At 51.7% G+C, this 16,788-nt stretch carries 13 protein-coding genes; 10 read left to right on the top strand and 3 right to left on the bottom strand.

The window, feature by feature from the left end; all coding sequences use genetic code 11:
• Positions 1 to 32: 32 nt before the first annotated feature.
• The 9 genes from O4H49_RS18220 (at position 33) to eda (ending at position 9,727) form a co-directional block, all read left to right on the top strand.
• Positions 33 to 1,295 (top strand): ABC transporter substrate-binding protein, encoded by a 1,263-nt coding sequence (locus tag O4H49_RS18220; protein ID WP_269424873.1) that lies wholly within the window; start codon positions 33 to 35, stop codon positions 1,293 to 1,295.
• 175 nt (positions 1,296 to 1,470) lie between these two features.
• Positions 1,471 to 2,379, top strand: coding sequence for a carbohydrate ABC transporter permease (locus O4H49_RS18215; RefSeq protein WP_419715240.1), 909 nt, complete (start codon positions 1,471 to 1,473; stop codon positions 2,377 to 2,379).
• Positions 2,372 to 3,259, top strand: coding sequence for a carbohydrate ABC transporter permease (locus tag O4H49_RS18210; protein ID WP_269424872.1), 888 nt, complete (start codon positions 2,372 to 2,374; stop codon positions 3,257 to 3,259). The genes O4H49_RS18215 and O4H49_RS18210 overlap by 8 nt, the downstream gene beginning before the upstream one ends.
• A 13-nt stretch (positions 3,260 to 3,272) precedes the next feature.
• Positions 3,273 to 4,397 carry an ABC transporter ATP-binding protein gene (locus tag O4H49_RS18205; protein ID WP_269424871.1) on the top strand — a complete coding sequence of 375 codons (1,125 nt, stop codon included), beginning with the start codon at positions 3,273 to 3,275 and terminating at the stop codon, positions 4,395 to 4,397.
• 10 nt (positions 4,398 to 4,407) lie between these two features.
• Entirely contained in the window at positions 4,408 to 5,286 is an 879-nt protein-coding gene (locus tag O4H49_RS18200) for an SMP-30/gluconolactonase/LRE family protein (RefSeq protein ID WP_269424870.1), read from the top strand.
• A gap of 11 nt (positions 5,287 to 5,297) precedes the next feature.
• The gene (locus O4H49_RS18195; protein ID WP_269424869.1) at positions 5,298 to 6,089 is read left to right on the top strand and encodes an SDR family NAD(P)-dependent oxidoreductase; all 792 of its coding nucleotides are present in this window, start codon (positions 5,298 to 5,300) and stop codon (positions 6,087 to 6,089) included.
• 50 nt (positions 6,090 to 6,139) lie between these two features.
• Positions 6,140 to 7,930 (top strand): IlvD/Edd family dehydratase, encoded by a 1,791-nt coding sequence (locus O4H49_RS18190; protein WP_269424868.1) that lies wholly within the window; start codon positions 6,140 to 6,142, stop codon positions 7,928 to 7,930.
• 183 nt (positions 7,931 to 8,113) lie between these two features.
• The gene (locus O4H49_RS18185; RefSeq protein WP_269424867.1) at positions 8,114 to 9,046 is read left to right on the top strand and encodes a sugar kinase; all 933 of its coding nucleotides are present in this window, start codon (positions 8,114 to 8,116) and stop codon (positions 9,044 to 9,046) included.
• A 33-nt stretch (positions 9,047 to 9,079) separates the two neighbouring features.
• The gene (gene eda / locus O4H49_RS18180; protein WP_269424866.1) at positions 9,080 to 9,727 is read left to right on the top strand and encodes a bifunctional 4-hydroxy-2-oxoglutarate aldolase/2-dehydro-3-deoxy-phosphogluconate aldolase; all 648 of its coding nucleotides are present in this window, start codon (positions 9,080 to 9,082) and stop codon (positions 9,725 to 9,727) included.
• Positions 9,728 to 9,749: 22 nt separating this feature from the next.
• Here the strand turns inward: eda and O4H49_RS18175 are convergent, their stop codons facing one another.
• From O4H49_RS18175 to O4H49_RS18165, 3 genes are all read right to left on the bottom strand, one after another.
• Positions 9,750 to 11,135 carry a tetratricopeptide repeat protein gene (locus O4H49_RS18175; protein WP_269424865.1) on the bottom strand — a complete coding sequence of 462 codons (1,386 nt, stop codon included), beginning with the start codon at positions 11,133 to 11,135 and terminating at the stop codon, positions 9,750 to 9,752.
• Between the two features lie 86 nt (positions 11,136 to 11,221).
• Complete coding sequence (locus O4H49_RS18170; RefSeq protein ID WP_269424864.1) at positions 11,222 to 13,594, bottom strand: transketolase; 2,373 nt, start codon at positions 13,592 to 13,594, stop codon at positions 11,222 to 11,224.
• A gap of 67 nt (positions 13,595 to 13,661) precedes the next feature.
• Complete coding sequence (locus O4H49_RS18165) at positions 13,662 to 14,894, bottom strand: methionine gamma-lyase (RefSeq protein WP_269424863.1); 1,233 nt, start codon at positions 14,892 to 14,894, stop codon at positions 13,662 to 13,664.
• Between the two features lie 224 nt (positions 14,895 to 15,118).
• Between O4H49_RS18165 and O4H49_RS18160 the strand changes: the two genes are divergently transcribed.
• Positions 15,119 to 16,702, top strand: a complete 1,584-nt coding sequence (locus O4H49_RS18160) for a sigma 54-interacting transcriptional regulator (RefSeq protein WP_269424862.1) — start codon at positions 15,119 to 15,121, stop codon at positions 16,700 to 16,702.
• The last annotated feature ends 86 nt before the right edge of the window (positions 16,703 to 16,788 follow it).

Here is a 16,788-nt window from a genome sequence, read left to right as displayed (position 1 = left end):
TTTGTCAACAAAAGCTCGGGGAGGAAATCGGGATGAAAACATTGACACATAAATTGACTATGACGACAGCACTGGTCAGTACATTGCTGCTGGGTGCTGCAACAGCACATGCCCAGCCACAGGCAGAAGTTCTGCATTACTGGACTTCAGGTGGTGAAGCCAAAGCTGTACAAGCACTGAAAGAAGACTTCGAAGCCAACGGCGGCAAGTGGATTGATGCACCTGTTGCTGGCGGTGGTGGAGATGCCCAGGCTGCTGTTTTGCGCTCGCGTGTTCTTTCCGGCAATCCTCCTGCAGCTGTTCAGATCAAGGGACCAAACATTCATGAATGGGCTGCAACAGGCGCGTTAGGCGATCTGACAGCCGTAGGCGAGGCAGAAGGATGGGATAATGTCCTGCCGCCACTGCTTCAGGACATCGTAAAATATGACGGAAAATACGTTGCTGTTCCCGTCAATATCCACCGTGTTGACTGGATCTGGGCCAATCCTGAAGTACTGGCGAAGGTTGATGCTGAACCCCCGCGTACTTGGGACGAGTTCAACGCCATTGCTGATAAACTGATGGCCGCAGGGATTACGCCGCTCGCTCACGGCGGTCAACCCTGGCAGGATGCGACAATATTCGAAACTGTGGCGCTAGGTTTGGGCGGTGCAGAGTTCTTTAACAAGGCTTTTGTGGAAAAAGACCCGGAAACCTTGAAATCGGACACCATGAAGAAGGTCTTTGACCAGATGCGCAAGATGCGCGGTTATGTGGATGCCGATTTTCCGGGACGTGACTGGAACCTGGCAACAGGGATGGTTATGCGCGGAGAAGCAGCGATGCAGATTATGGGCGACTGGGCCAAAGGCGAGTTTGTTGCTGCGGGTAAAAAACCGGGCGTTGACTTCCTCTGCATCCCGACACCTTCAAACGGTGGCTACATTCTGAACTCTGACAGCTTTGCCATGTTCAAGGTAACCAGTGCGGATGACAACGCCGGCCAGGAACTTCTGGCACGCCTGATCCTTGGAGAGAAGTTCCAGGAAACCTTCAACCTTTACAAAGGTTCCATTCCAGCCCGGATGGGCGTTAACAGCGATAAATTTGATGAATGTGCTGTTAAATCCATGATTGACCTTCAGGCTTCTTCTGAAGGTGGCGAGCTTGTTGGTTCGGTCGCTCATGAAATAGCAGCTGCCGGGGCCATTCGCGGGGCTGTGCTTGATGTTGTTACGGAACACTTCAACTCTGACATGACATCAGAGGCTGCCGTAGAGCGCCTGGCCGAGGCTATTGAACTGGCCGAGTAAGCTATAGCTGGACAGAGGCGGTACGACCTGTTCTGTACCGCCTCGCAGTTACAGTTTCTCCCGACAAGACAGGATCGGTTGATACGGGCTGTTCTTCCCTCTGCCGCATGATCCTGAGATATTGAATATTCCTTCCCTGGTTCGGGTGAATATTCTGGAAATGATGACAAACTCCATGACTGAAAAATCTCTACCTGCCAAACGGCCGCTCGCGGACTGGCTGCGCTGGAATGTGGCGAAACTGGTGGTCGCACCAACCTTTGCCCTGATCATATTTTTTGTCTATGGCTTCATTGCCTGGACCGGATATGTCTCTTTTACCAAGTCAAAGATGCTGCCGACCTATTCCTTTGATGGTATCTATCAGTATGTCCGGCTCTGGAAAATGTCGACCTGGCATGTTGCCATGGAAAACCTGCTGGTTTTCGGGGGACTGTTCATCCTGATTGCCATCGTACTGGGGTGTCTTCTCGCGGTTGCGCTGGATCAGCGTGTTCGTGCCGAGGGGCTGCTGCGTACCGTTTATCTCTATCCCATGGCGATTTCCTTTATCATCACCGGTACAGCCTGGAAATGGATCCTCAACCCGGGTCTCGGGCTGGAAAAAATGTTTCATTCCTGGGGTTGGGAGAGTTTTTCCTTTGACTGGCTGATCAACAGCGACATGGCGATCTACACCCTTGTCATTGCCGCTGTCTGGCAATCATCGGGTTTTGTCATGGCGTTGTTTCTGGCAGCTTTGCGCGGCGTAGACAGCGAGATCATCAAGGCAGCCTATCTGGACGGAGCATCCCTTTCACGCATTTATCTTGTGATCATTCTGCCAACCCTGCGCCCGGTTTTTCTCAGCAGTTTCTTTATCCTGGCACATATGGCTGTCAAAAGCTTTGACCTCGTTGTAGCCCTGACCGGCGGTGGTCCGGGGAACAGCTCGATCATGCCAGCAAACTTTATGTATGAAATGACCTTTCGCCGCAACCAGATCGGCCTTGGTGCCGCCTCTGCCATGATGATGCTGGCCACTGTAATGGCAATCGTCATCCCCTATCTTTATTCAGAACTGAGGGAGCGGAAACATGGCTGATATTGCGTCCCTGCCCGGCGGCAACAGCCCCTGGCGCAGCGCTGGCCGCTTTGGCCTCTATTTCTTGCTGATCAGCTTTGGCGCCTATTACATTCTGCCGCTGATTGTCGTGCTTTCGACATCCTTCAAGGATCTGGACGAGATCCGCAACGGCACCTTGTTATCCCTGCCGGCCGAAATCAATCTGGAATCCTGGCGCTATGCCTGGAGTGAAGCCTGTATCGGCGTCAGCTGCACCGGTCTGAAACCCTATTTCTGGAATTCGGTCATGATGACCATTCCTGCGGTCCTGATCTCAACCGTTCTTGGTGCTCTTACCGGCTATGCCCTGACAAAGTTCAAGTTTCGCGGCGCCAACATGGTCTTTGCCATGATCCTGTTTGGCTGTTTCATCCCCTTCCAGGTGGTGTTGTTGCCCATGGCCCAGTCTTTGGGTTTTCTGGGGTTGGCCAACACGGTTCCCGGACTGGTTCTCGTTCACATCGTCTATGGACTGCCCTTCACCGTGCTGTTTTTCAGAAACTACTATGTCAGCATTCCCGATGATCTGATCAAAGCGGCGACCATTGATGGTGCTGGTTTCTTCACCATATTCTGGCGCATCCTTCTACCGCTTTCCCCGCCGATTATAGTGGTGACAATCATATGGCAGTTTACCCAGATCTGGAATGACTTCCTGTTTGGTGCCTCTTTCACAACAGGTGGTGGTCAGCCCGTCACTGTTGCTCTCAACAATCTTGTTAACACCACAACCGGTGTCAAACGCTACAACGTCGATATGGCGGCAGCCCTGATAACGGCTGCTCCGACACTGGCCGTCTATGTCCTGGCCGGGCGCTACTTCGTTCGTGGTTTGACCGCCGGTTCAGTCAAAGGGTAAGGAGAAAACTCTCATGGCGACCCTGACCATTCAAAACGTCAAGAAATCCTATGGTGCCGTCGATGTTCTCAAAGGCATTGATCTGGAACTGGAAAACGGTGAATTTCTTGTTCTCCTCGGCCCTTCCGGCTGTGGCAAATCGACTCTGTTGAACATGATTGCCGGGCTGGACACCATTACAGACGGTGAAATTCTGATCAATAACAAGGTGGTCAACGACGTCCACCCCAAAGATCGTGATATTGCCATGGTATTCCAGAGCTATGCGCTCTATCCAAACATGACCGTTGAACGGAACATCGGTTTCGGTCTGGAAATGCGCAAGGTTACCAAAGAAGACCGGGAGAGACGCGTCGATGAAGCCGCGCGTATGTTGCAAATCGATCATCTCCGCGACCGGAAACCGGCCCAGCTGTCCGGAGGACAGCGCCAACGTGTGGCAATGGGCCGTGCATTGGTGCGTAAACCCGAAATATTCCTGTTTGATGAGCCTCTCTCCAACCTTGATGCCAAGTTGCGGGTCGAGATGCGGACAGAAATCAAAAAGCTGCATCAGCGTCTTGGCACAACCATGGTCTATGTTACCCACGACCAGATCGAGGCCATGACCCTGGCCAGCCGGATTGCCATCCTGCGTGAAGGCGAGATCCAGCAATTTGCCAGCCCGCAGGAAGTCTATGAACGCCCGGCAAATATGTATGTCGCAGGTTTTGTCGGTTCCCCGGCCATGAACTTTATCCCGGCAACAGTTGTCAGTGAAAACGATCGTCTTGGTGTTTCTATTGAACGGACAGCCCGTGGGGAACGCAGTTCTGTTTTCCTTGCTCTTCCGGATGATCTGCAAAGTATCGGCGAATGGATCGGACGAGAGGTCATCCTTGGCATTCGCCCGGAAACCCTGACCCATCGCTCTGATGCAGAGATGACCCAGAACAAAAGGCTTCAGCCATTTGATTGTCAGGTGGAAGTACTGGAACCAACCGGGGCAGATACGCTAACCTATATTGAACTGGGTGGCCGGGAGGTTATTGCCCGTGTCAATCCCTACAACACGTCAAATCCTGGCGAGACGATGGCCTTTATGGTCGATATGGGCAAAGCCAGTTTGTTTGACCCGAAAAGCGAAATGCGGATATAGGTCTCGATAAATGCAAAGCTGTGCTGTTGAAAAAATTTGGGAAGGCCCGGCCCTGCTGGGAGAATCTCCCCTCTGGGACTTCAGGGACAATTGCCTCTATTGGCTGGATATCGAAAATGCCAGACTATACCGTAAAAGTGCGGACGGAAAGACTACGCACAGCCTTGCCTTGCCCGCTCCAGCAGGTTCCATCGCTCTTTGTGATGATGGGGGACTTATTGCCGCCCTGGGACAGGGACTTTCCCTCATTGACATGGACAGCGGGATTGTATCACCGCTTGCGCCAAGTCTTGCCAGTACCGAGTGTCTGATGAACGACGGAAAAGCAGATCGTTATGGCAATTTCTTTTTCGGAACCAAACACCTCAAGGAAACGTCGCCTCTCGGCAGGTGTTGGCGCTATACCCGCGGGCAGATCCTGCAACAGGATGGAGCTTTCGTTGTCTTCAATGGCCCCGCCTTTAGCCCCGCGGGTGAGCGGATCTACTTTGCAGACTCTCCCTCTCGCAGGATCATGACAGCAAGGTACGATGAAGAATACGGTATCAACAGCAAACCCGAAGTTTTCGCACAACTGTCAGAATCCGACGGATATCCTGATGGCATGACCATTGATAGCGAAGGCTGCTTATGGAACGCACAATGGGATGGCTGGGCGATCACCCGCTATCAGCCCGACGGCACAATCGAGCGCAAGCTGGAGCTGCCGGTTCAACGACCAACCTCGGTTTGCTTTGGCGGTAAGGACCTTAAAACACTTTATATCACCTCTGCCTCCACAAGACTGACGCCTGAGGAAATATCGCACAATCCGGATGCCGGAGCCCTGTTCAAACTGGATCTCGACATTGCAGGAATTCCCGAAACATCCGTTAATTATAAAGATTAGAAAATCCAGATATGATACTGAAAAACAAAAGTATATTGGTAACCGGATCCAGCAGTGGCATTGGGCGAAAGATTGCAGAAGAAATCCTGAAAGAAGGTGGGTCAGTCTTCTTGCATGGTTTACGTGAACAACTGGTTGAAACAGCGATTGATGAACTGGGTAAGGGCTATGGCCTAGATCGCGTCGCAGGCCTGTCCGGCGATATAGCCGATCCCGCCTTCCCTGCCAAACTGGTTGCAACAGCTCTCAAGCGTTTTGGCAAAGTTGATGGTCTGGTCAATAACGCGGGAATTTCCCCCAGACACAACATCGACAGCCTGACTGCCGAGGCTTTTGAGCAGGTTATGGCAATCAATCTGCGGGCACCGATGCTGATGATACAGGCCTGCATGGAAAATTTTCGCAAGCTGGGCTGTGGCAGTATCGTCAATATTGGATCTATCAACGCACACTGTGGTCAACCGGACCTCTTGATCTATTCCACCTCCAAGGGCGGACTGCAGACCATGACCCGGAATCTCGGTGATGCCTTCGGACCAGAAAAAATCAGGGTAAACCAGCTGAATGTCGGCTGGACTTACACAGAAAACGAACACAAACTGCAACTGGCAGAAGGCCGCCCGGAAAACTGGCTGGATGATCTTTCACCGCTTTCCGCCCCGACAGGAATGATCCTCTTGCCTGAACAGGTAGCCCAGCATGCCGTCTTCTGGTTGTCAGACAAATCTGCTCCCGTCACCGGCACGGTACTGGAGGTCGAACAGTATCCCCTGATTGGCCGTAACCGGATTGCTGATAATTAAACAGACCAACCCGACATCGAAGCCCTCTACGCCGATAAACAGAGTATGACATGACCCGCAATCCGATTACCAAAGAACAGCTTCGCAGTAAAAAATGGTTTGATGATGTCGAAGATCCCGGCATGTCGGCCCTCTATCTCGAGCGTTATCTGAACTTCGGATTGACTCGTGAAGAGCTGCAATCCGGCAAGCCGATCATAGGCATCGCCCAAACCGGGTCAGACCTTACACCCTGTAACCGTCATCATCAGGATCTGGCGATCCGGGTCAAAGAAGGCATCCGTGATGCCGGAGGTATTCCGCTGGAGTTTCCGGTTCATCCAATCCAGGAAACCGGTAAAAGGCCAACGGCTGCGCTGGATCGGAACCTGGCCTATCTTGGTCTGGTCGAGGTTCTTCACGGTTATCCTCTCGATGGTGTGGTTCTGACCACGGGCTGTGACAAGACAACCCCGGCCTGCCTTATGGCCGCTGCCACAGTAAACATGCCGGCAATCGTCCTTTCCGGTGGCCCGATGCTGGATGGATACCATAAAGGTCGTACCGTCGGATCTGGCAGTATTATCTGGGAGGCCCGTCAGCAACTTGCGGCGGGTGAGCTTGATTACGAAGGATTTATGGAACTGGCGGCAGCCTCTGCCCCGTCTATCGGGCATTGCAACACCATGGGAACGGCGCTTTCCATGAACTGCCTGGCCGAGGCACTGGGCATGTCCCTGCCTGGCTGTGCTTCCATTCCTGCGCCTTACCGTGAACGTGGCCAGATTTCCTATCACACCGGAAAACGGATCGTCGAGATGGTGTGGGAAGACCTCACCCCGTCCGAGATCATGACCAAAGAAGCTTTTGAAAACGCTATTGTTCTCGCGTCCTCCCTCGGGGCATCAACCAACTGCCCGCCACATCTTATTGCCATTGCCCGCCATATGGGTGTCGATCTTGATATGGAGGATTGGCAAAGGGTTGGCTATAACGTTCCGATGATTGTGGACTGTCAGCCCGTCGGGCGTTTCCTCGGCGAAGGCTTTCACAAGGCCGGTGGTGTTCCTGCTGTCCTGGCCGAATTGATTGCAGCTGGTCTGATCCATGAGGAACCGCTGACAGTCAACGGAAAGACCATTGGTGAAAACTGCCGGGAAGCCTTTACCCACGACCGTGAAGTAATCCGGGCTGCAGATGAGCCCTTGTTACAGTCCGCGGGTCTTATGGTTCTCAGTGGCAACCTGTTTGAAAACGCCGTCATGAAAACATCGGCGATAGACGGGGCTTTTCGAAAACGCTATCTCGAAGATCCCGAACATCCAAATGTGTTTATGGGCGATGCTATCGTGTTCGAAGGATCAGAGGACTATCACAGCAGAATCAACGACCCTGATCTGGGCGTTACAGCCAATTCCATTCTTTTTATAAGAAACTGTGGCCCTGTGGGCTATCCCGGTTCTGCTGAAGTGGTCAACATGCTGCCGCCGGACAGTCTGGTAAAACAGGGCATTACCTCTTTGCCCTGTGCAGGTGATGGACGCCAGAGTGGTACATCCGGCAGTCCCTCCATCCTCAACGCGTCACCTGAAGCTGCAGTTGGCGGTGGTCTGGCCCTGCTTAAAACCGGGGATCGTATCCGCGTAGATCTGAATAATCGCAAAGTCGATATGATGATCAGCGACGAGGAACTGGCAAAACGACAGGCAGAACTGGTCTTGCCTGAGCTAGATAACCAGACCCCATGGCAGGAAATCTATCGCTCTATGGTCGGTCAGCTTTCCAGCGGAGCCTGCCTTGAACCAGCCACCCTACACCTGCGCATTATCGATAACAAGGGCTTGCCCAGGCATTCTCACTAGCTTATCTTTGCCACCGCTTCACCAGTTGCTTCATTATTGATGAGTTGATCAGAAGAACCTCTCCTGGAGGCATGCCGAATAGTGCAAAAGATCAAAATGTTGTCACCAACTGTGTCCCGATAATATTAAGAATACCTGGACGGAGCAATAAAACAGGCCGACTTCAACAAGGAACCCGTCCCCATGACATCAATCGGAATTATCGGCGAGTGTATGGTCGAACTTTTCCGCGCGGAAGAATCTTCTCAACAAAATGAACTTTTTAAAAAGCGTTTTGGTGGAGATACCTATAATACCGCCTATTATCTGGCTCAGTGTGCCAGGGGAAATATGGAAGTCAGCTACATCACCGCCCTTGGCGATGATTCGCTTAGCTGCGAGATGATCGACACCTTCGCTGCAGCCGGTGTTGGTACTGATCTGATCGAGAAAATTCCAGGTGCGGTTCCCGGTCTCTATATGATCCAGACGGATGAAAAGGGCGAACGAAGTTTCCTGTACTGGCGGGCACAGGCTCCAGCCCGGCAGCTTTTTCAGACAGCCTTCTCCGAGCAGCTTAAAGCCGGGTTGATGCAGAAAGACTGGCTCTGTTTTTCTGGCATTACGCTTGCTATCCTTTATCCGGAAGGCCGAGAAGAACTCTTCCAGCTTTGTCGCGATTTCCGCGCAAAAGGTGGTAAGATAGCTTTTGACAGCAATTACCGCCCCCGGCTGTGGCAAGACAGTGATGAAGCAAAGTATGTATTGAATCAGGCCTATAGTCTGTGTGATCTGGCTTTGCCGTCCCATGACGATGAGAAACTGCTCTTTGGCCTGGAGAATACCGACCAGTCAATCCAGCGGATATCAAAACTGGGGGTGCACGAGATTGTTCTCAAAAACGGCTCTGAAAGCGTAACTATCTATACTGATGGTGATGTACAGATTTTCCCTGTTGAAACAGCGTCAGTCATAAAAGATACAACCGCTGCCGGAGACAGCTTTAACGCCGGATATCTCTGGGCCAGGCTCTCAGGTAAAGAGATCGGTGTTTCAGCAGCAACTGCGGGAGAGATCGCACGACAGGTCATTGCCCAGCAAGGGGCTATTGTTCCTATAACGGTGCCCTCAATCTAATCTTCTATCTGCACGAACCAACAGGCAAGTCCAATGTCCAATGAAGCCCACTACAGTTATCTCTCAACAACGCTGGAAAAGGCCGTTATTCTACCTGTTCTGGTCATTGAAAGCTCGGAAGAAGCAGTATCGCTTGCCCAGGCCCTTTTCGCCGGAGGATGCACCGCAATCGAGGTGACCTTACGCAGTCAGGCGGCTCTTTCCGCGATAGAAAAAATTGCCAGGGCTTTACCCGAGCTTGCCCTTGGGGCGGGAACTCTGCTGGAACCAGCCCAATTTGAACAGGTCAAAAGCGCCGGGGCAAGCTATGCTCTGAGCCCGGGCACCACCCCGCGCCTGAGCCAGGCAGCTATAGATGCTGATCTGCCCTATGTTCCGGCAGCAGCCACCCCTTCTGAAGTTCTTGTGTTGCGGGAGCAGGGTTTCAAAATTCAGAAACTTTTCCCCGCCACAGTCGTTGGCGGGATCGACATGCTGAAATCCCTGCATGCACCGATTTCAGATGTCCGCTTCTGTCCTACTGGCGGTGTGTCTCTGGATAACCTGCAAACATTTTTGTCCCAACCCAATGTTATCTGTGTTGGCGGCAGCTGGCTGGCTCCAAAAAATCTGGTCGCAGATAAAAAATGGGATGAGATCACGAAACTGGTCGAAAGCAGTCTGAGCAAAGCAAACAGCTGATCTTCAGCCTGTTGTCCCCCTACTACCCCGTTGTCAGGGACAGAGCGCGTGCTTCGGCGCGTGCAGCCCGGTTGACATGTCCCAGCCCCTTGTGGGCCCGGGCCACATAGGTCCAGTTCTGTACCGAGGTTTTCTTCAACGCACAGCGCTCATTTGCCAGGGCAAGTGCCAGATCAAAACGCCTGGCCCGCAAAGCAGCCTCAAGCAAGGTCCAGCCGATAATATCCCTCTGGGCATGACTGCCGCCAAGACGATGGGTCATATAGCGAACCGCCAGAAGGCGATCGACACAACTGCCATAGTTTTCCTGTTCAAAATCCTGCAAAGCCAGACAGAACGGCAAACCAATTTCCCTGCTCATTGCCACATTGGCATCTGTCGCATGACCAATGTAACGCTCATTGGCATTGAGCAACCTCTGTGCGGCCTCAGTTCGACCATCAGATACAAAGGTCATCATCGCATGAACGTCATTAAAGGCATAAAGCGTATCTTCAGCACTCGGTTCCCACTTGTCAGCAAGTGAAGTCCAGCGGTCCCCCACATCCACGCCAAGAAGCTTGAGCCGCCACAACAGGGCTGCAGCATCTAGCTCTTCGTATTTGTCTGCTGTCTGGTTTTGTGTCCGCAGATTGTTATCATAGATATCAAGCACCCGGTCGACCTGCCCCACATCCAGATGAAACAGGGACAGATGCCACCAGAGATGGTTGGCAAAATGACTGCGTGACCAGCTCGGTGCCCTCTCTCGCATAAAGCTGATCCCGCCAGCCTGTCGCCCCTGCATCTCCATAACGTGGGAGACAGAATGCACTGCATAAGGATTGTCAGGACGGATCGCCAGGGACAGTCGCCCCATTTCCTCTGCCTGGAGGTAGTCGCTGTTTTCTTCCAGTCCGAAAGAATAGAAGCCCAGCACGAACTCATAGCCAGGCATATCTTCATCCCAGAGGGCAAAGACGCGGGCAACACAATCGCGTTGTCCAACGACATCACCCAAAAGGACATCTGCCAGATGAACCAGCTGTAGAGCAAGAAGATCAAGAGGATACCGGGTCAGAACGGCTTCCCAATGCTGAACTGCAGCAAAAAAATCACCATCAACCCAGGCACGGACCGCCTTTATATGTCCGCGCTCACGCTCATTTGCCTTGTCCCAGAGGGCCTCGGCAGCTTCGAGAGAGGACAACATCCGTCGATAGATCCGGGTTTCCAGCGTTTGTGTCAGCCAAGCTGCCTTGAAACAATGCCCCATGACAAAATCAGGATGCTCTTCAAGGGTTTTGGTGATCATGGAAATAGGATCACCGAAGAACGTCATGGTACAGAGGTGCGCCTCTTCCAAAGCCTTTATCGCATCCGGATTTCCATAGGAAACGGGAATACCTCTGCAATCACTCAATGACATCGTTTTCTCTCTTGTTTGCCTGACATTCGGGTCTGCGTTTACATCAAATCCGTTTTCGCTTTTACCTAACAATCAATTGTGTCGGGTTAGTGGCGCCGTGCTGCTTTGCTGATCCAGTTGTCATCAATCTGGTAATGATCGAACAGATCAATCAGATCCCCGCACTGACCAAACGAGTTGATCCCCAAGGGGGCTACAGCATGCCCCCGTACCCCGCCCATCCAGGCCAGTGCCGCCGGGTGGCCATCGATCACTGTAACCAGACGTGCATCAGAGGCCAGAGGTTCAAGCAGATTTTCGATATGGGCCATCCGACCTTCGTCTTCACCTTTCAAACGCAACCGCTCGAGATCCTGCCATTCATTATACAGACGATCTGTCGAGGTCACGGAAAGCAATCCCATTTCCGGAAAATCTGTCTTCAATGCCTCAAAGGCCTTGAGCGCCTCCGGAGCCAGAGCACCTGTATAGACCAGTGCCTTGCCTGACCCTTTTGCCGGGGGGACCAGCCAATAACCACCACTGACAATCGCTTTGCGAGTTTCATCATCCAGCGTTCGCGTGGGCTGTTCAATCTGCCGGGTCGACAGACGAAGATAAACCGAACCGCCATTTGCCTCATCCTGCATATGGGCAAAGCTCCATCCCATAATTTCGGCAACTTCATCAGCAAAGGCCGGTTCAAACGACGTCAATCCCGGTTGGCCCATCCCGATCATCGGTGTTGAAATAGACTGATGTGCTCCGCCCTCAGGTGCCAGCGTAATCCCCGATGGGGTGGCCACAAGCATAAAACGGGCATCCTGATAACAGGCATAGTTAAGGGCATCTAGCCCACGAGAGATAAAGGGATCGTAAAGTGTTCCTATTGGCAGAAGGCGTTCACCAAACAAACTGCCGGAAAGGCCAAGAGCCGCCAGATTGAGGAAAAGATTATTCTCGGCGATCCCGAGTTCCACATGCTGACCAGCCTGATGCCGATCCCATTTCTGCATTGAAGGAACCTTATTGGCCCGGAAAGCATCGTTCTTCTGTTTCCGGCCAAAAAGCCCGCGCTGGTTTACCCAGCCACCAAGGTTGGTGGATACAGTCACATCCGGTGATGTCGTAACAATCCGGTCAGCAAGGTCACCACCTGCCTTGGCCAGATCATTGAGAATACGGCCAAAGGTTTCCTGAGTTGAGGCTTTCTCGGCCGCCGTAAAAGGCAGTGTTTCAGGCAGTTGTACTTTGCGGGCACTTTTATGACGCGATCCGTCACTTACAAGAGACGCGTCCTCAATGATCTGCCTGATAATCTCAAGATCACCGCTCAAACCAGCAAAATGGTCCCACTCCTGCCCCGAAGCAACACCACAGGATTTCTGGAATTCAGCGAACTGAGGAAGGTTCATCAGGCCTGCATGATTGTCTTTGTGCCCTTGCAGCGGCAATCCATAACCCTTGACAGTATAGCAGACAAAAGTTGTCGGTTTGTCATCAGGAACCGACTGAAACGCTTCGAGCAACGTTTCCATACAGTGTCCACCCAGATTGGTCATCAACCGCTCCAGATCTGCATCAGGATAACTGGCGATCAACTGTTGTAGATCAGTCTCGTCAGGCAGATCCTGCATGATCTGTTTACGCCAGGCGGCTGCCCCCTGAAATGTCAGAGCAGAATAGATATCGTTTGGACAGGCATTGATCCACCGGCGAAGCGCCTTGCCGCCGGGGCGTGTAAAAGCAGCTCTCTGAAGCTTTCCATATTTCAGAGTAATCACGTTCCAGCCTGCAGCGCGGAAAAAACGTCCGATAATACGAAACAGGTCTTCATTGACCATGCCATCAAGGCTTTGGCGGTTGTAGTCAATGATCCACCAGATATTGCGGATGTCATGTTTCCAGGTATCCAGCAGGGCTTCGTAAATATTTCCCTCATCCAGCTCTGCGTCACCAACCAGGGCAATCATCCTTCCCGGTGCTTCGTTCGAAGGGATAATATCCTTGTACCGCAGATAGTCCTGGGTCAGGGCGGCAAAGTTGGTGATCGCGGCTCCCAGGCCAACCGACCCGGTAGAAAAATCGATCATGCTTCCGTCTTTGGTCCGTGAAGGATAGGACTGTGCGCCGGCAAAAGCGCGGAAATTTTCCATCTTCTCGCGGGTCTGATTACCAAGAAGATACTGGATCGCATGCAGTACCGGGCTGGCATGAGGCTTCACAGCCACGCGGTCCTGGGTCCGCAGCTCGTGCATGTACAGGGCCGTCATAATCGTGGTGATTGATGCACAACTCGCCTGATGCCCTCCCACTTTCAGGCCATCGCGGCTTTGCCGCAGGTGATTGGCATGATGGATCATCCAGCTGGCGAGCCAGCGGATTTTCTTTTCTATTTCCTGAAGTGCCAGTATCTGCTTGTTTTCACCATCCAAAGTGTCTTCAAGCATCGTCTGGTTTTCTGCCAATACAGCCTGCATTATCCTGCCCCTGTTTTTTTATATCCTGTTTGGTTATGCTGACGAACAGCATCAAACCTGTCTGCAATCAGGCACTCCGCGCCATCATGCTGACTTTGTTGCTTCCACCAGCTACATCAAGTGCCATTTCCAGATCAGCAAGAATGTCCTCGACTTCTTCCAGACCAACTGACAACCGGACAAGGCTATCAGTGATATCGTATTCCTGCCGTTCTTCGGCCGTGTAGGTTGAATGGGTCATCGTGGCAGGATGCTGGATCAGGGTTTCCGCATCTCCAAGACTGACGGCACGCACAATCATCTGGCATCCGTCGATCATTTTACGACCGGTTTCCAGACCACCGTTGAGTTCAAAGGCAATCATACCGCCAGATTTTTCCATCTGTTTTTGCGCAATATCATATTGCTCAAAACTTTTCAGGCCAGGATAGAACACCCGGCTGACCAGAGGGTGAGCTTCCAGATAGCGAGCGACCGTCATAGCGCTGGCACAGTGTCTATCCATCCGCAGATTAAGCGTCTTGATCCCGCGCAGGATTAGCTGGGCATCCTGAGGTGACAACACAGCGCCCGTCATATCCTTGAGGCCAATCAGTCTGATGTCGTGCATGGCTTCTGCAGTACCCACAACAGCACCCGCCGTCAGATCACCATGGCCTCCAAGATATTTGGTCGCAGAATGCACCACAAGGTCAGCCCCCAGCTCTAGCGGGCGCTGCAGATAAGGACTGCAATAGGTGTTGTCAACAACCACCGTTGCTGATTTGCTGTGAGCAATTTCAGAAATCGCGGCAATATCCACAACCCGCATGTTCGGGTTCGCTGGGGTTTCAAAATAGACAATCCGGGTCTTGTCACTGATTGCAACCGCCAGTTTGGCAGGATCAGTCAGATCAACATGACGGGTCGTCACGCCAAAGCGTTCGAGCCCATGACGGAAATAGGAAAAAGTACAGCCGTAGAGCGTACGATCAACAATGATTTCATCGCCAGGCTTGACCAGAGTCCAGAACACAGAAGTGATCGCCCCCATACCCGAAGAGGTTACAAGAGCTGCCTCGCCCCCCTCTAAAATAGCCATGCGCTCTTCCAGCAGAGCCAATGTCGGGTTGGAAATGCGCGAATAGATATAGCCGGCTTCTTCTTCGGCAAAACGCCGGCCACCCTGGGCCGCAGACTCAAAGGCAAAAGTCGAGGTCATATAAACCGGAGGGTTCAACGCCCCCTGGTGGTCCAGCGGATTATAACCATGGTGGATGGCGCGTGTCGCAAAACCTTTTTTGCCTTTAAGATCAGTCATTTGAATTTGGCTCCCAGAGTGAAGTGTCTTTTGCCCCTTTCGAAAGCAACAACCATGCCAGATAATTTATTATTTAAAATCAAATAGATAAAACAAAAATAGAGATTTTGATGTAAGATTTAACTTACATGTGCTGTGGTGACCAATTCGTATCTGGCAATAAATCTATTGAATTTCAGAGAATAACATGATGTAAATAATTACGTACGTAAGGATATATTTACATGCGAATAGAAATACGAACCGATAATCGTTTGGGAATCACTCAGGAAGTTCTCTCTGTCCTTGTTGCCCAAGGTCTGGATTTACGTAATCTTGAAGTCACAACGAACCATATATATATAGATTTGCCATCCCTTGACCGGACACACCCTTCATCATCCTTGCCACCTGAATTAGCAACGGCAATAACGGCTGTCCCTGGTGTCCACCAGATCATGCCGATTGATCTTCTGCCGACTGAGCGCCGCCGTTTACAATTGCACGCCGTACTTTCCAGTTTGCCAGACCCGGTTATTGCCATCGACACAAAGGGCGAGATAACCCAGGCCAATGATGCAGCCCAAAAGATAGTCAATAAAACAGAACTGGATCTGAGAGGCAGGCCTCTGGATCAACTTCTCTCGCAACCTCTCGCTCATCTGTTGCAAAAATCAGCTTTTCAAATAGCTGAGATCGAAATGCAGCTGGGTGGTGAAAATTTCCTGCTCCATGCAGAGCCAATCAAAGCCCAGGAAAACCAGAATATCCAGATATCTGGAAGTGTTCTGGTTTTTCAGCGACCTGCCAGATTGGGTCGAACCTTCAGTGCCCTTGATACCAAGCAGGCTGTTAAAGATTTTTCGGCTATACTCGGAGAAACACCTGCATTCCTCCATATCAAGGATCGGGCTGTACGACTGTCCAAAGTTGATGCACCCTTATTGATTCTTGGAGAAACCGGAACCGGAAAAGAACTTTTTGCCCGGGCCTGCCATGAATCAAGTCTTCGAAACAGGAATTCCTTTCTTGCCCTAAACTGTGCTGCCTTGCCTGAAAATCTGGCCGAAAGCGAGCTGTTTGGCTATGCTCCGGGTGCTTTCACCTCTGCAACAAAAGGCGGCAAGCCCGGACTGTTGGAACTTGCCCACACTGGAACAGTTTTTCTGGATGAAATAGGAGAACTTACCCCTTATCTTCAGGCCAAACTGTTGCGGTTCCTGCAAGACGGCAGTTTTATGCGTGTTGGAGGTACGAAAGAAATCAAGGTTGATGTCCGGACCATCAGTGCAACAAACCGCAATCTGGAAGAGATGGTTACAAAGGGCACTTTCCGTGAGGACCTGTATTATCGTCTCAATGTGCTGTCAATCACCCTCCCGCCGTTACGTGATCGGGCTGGTGATATCCCCCTGCTTGCCAGCCACTTTACTAAACGCGCTTCCCGCCAGATCGGTTGTCGGACACCGGCTTTATCGCTATCGCTAATGGATCAGCTTCGTGCCTATTCCTGGCCCGGGAATATCAGGCAGATGGAAAACGCCCTGTTCAGGGCAGTATCGCTTTGTGAAAAAGAACATCTGTCAGCTGTTGATCTGGAACTGCCGCTACAAATTCCCTCACCGCCTTCGCTTGCACAAGGCCCTCACATGCAGCTTGGCACCAGCTATAAGCTGGCTTTGGAAAACTTTGAAAAACATCTTTTTACTGAACTTTATCCGCGTTACCCAAGCAGCCGCAAGCTTGCACGCGCCCTCGGAGTTTCCCACACGACAGTTGCTGATAAATTGAGAAAATACGGGATACAAACCGATCTTTCACGGAATTAAAGCGTTTTGCTTTTGATCTGAATCGGTTTCGGGATTCCCAAAAGCGGTATTCTATGATTCACTTTCGGGAGGAGGTGTTTCATGGG

Origin of the sequence: Kiloniella laminariae (genome assembly GCF_027214005.1) — a bacterium.
GTDB lineage: Bacteria > Pseudomonadota > Alphaproteobacteria > Kiloniellales > Kiloniellaceae > Kiloniella > Kiloniella laminariae_A.
The sequence above is the reverse complement of the archived record's forward strand: the minus strand, read 5'-3'. Positions and strand labels throughout refer to the sequence as shown.

Excerpts from the sequence above, each read along its gene's own strand:
- O4H49_RS18220 (WP_269424873.1), top strand. The coding sequence starts at position 33 with ATGAAAACATTGACACATAAATTGACTATGACGACAGCACTGGTCAGT.
- O4H49_RS18215 (WP_419715240.1), top strand. The coding sequence starts at position 1,471 with ATGACTGAAAAATCTCTACCTGCCAAACGGCCGCTCGCGGACTGGCTG.
- O4H49_RS18210 (WP_269424872.1), top strand. The coding sequence starts at position 2,372 with ATGGCTGATATTGCGTCCCTGCCCGGCGGCAACAGCCCCTGGCGCAGC.
- O4H49_RS18205 (WP_269424871.1), top strand. The coding sequence starts at position 3,273 with ATGGCGACCCTGACCATTCAAAACGTCAAGAAATCCTATGGTGCCGTC.
- O4H49_RS18200 (WP_269424870.1), top strand. The coding sequence starts at position 4,408 with ATGCAAAGCTGTGCTGTTGAAAAAATTTGGGAAGGCCCGGCCCTGCTG.
- O4H49_RS18195 (WP_269424869.1), top strand. The coding sequence starts at position 5,298 with ATGATACTGAAAAACAAAAGTATATTGGTAACCGGATCCAGCAGTGGC.
- O4H49_RS18190 (WP_269424868.1), top strand. The coding sequence starts at position 6,140 with ATGACCCGCAATCCGATTACCAAAGAACAGCTTCGCAGTAAAAAATGG.
- O4H49_RS18185 (WP_269424867.1), top strand. The coding sequence starts at position 8,114 with ATGACATCAATCGGAATTATCGGCGAGTGTATGGTCGAACTTTTCCGC.
- eda (WP_269424866.1), top strand. The coding sequence starts at position 9,080 with ATGTCCAATGAAGCCCACTACAGTTATCTCTCAACAACGCTGGAAAAG.
- O4H49_RS18175 (WP_269424865.1), bottom strand. The coding sequence starts at position 11,135 with ATGTCATTGAGTGATTGCAGAGGTATTCCCGTTTCCTATGGAAATCCG.
- O4H49_RS18170 (WP_269424864.1), bottom strand. The coding sequence starts at position 13,594 with ATGCAGGCTGTATTGGCAGAAAACCAGACGATGCTTGAAGACACTTTG.
- O4H49_RS18165 (WP_269424863.1), bottom strand. The coding sequence starts at position 14,894 with ATGACTGATCTTAAAGGCAAAAAAGGTTTTGCGACACGCGCCATCCAC.
- O4H49_RS18160 (WP_269424862.1), top strand. The coding sequence starts at position 15,119 with ATGCGAATAGAAATACGAACCGATAATCGTTTGGGAATCACTCAGGAA.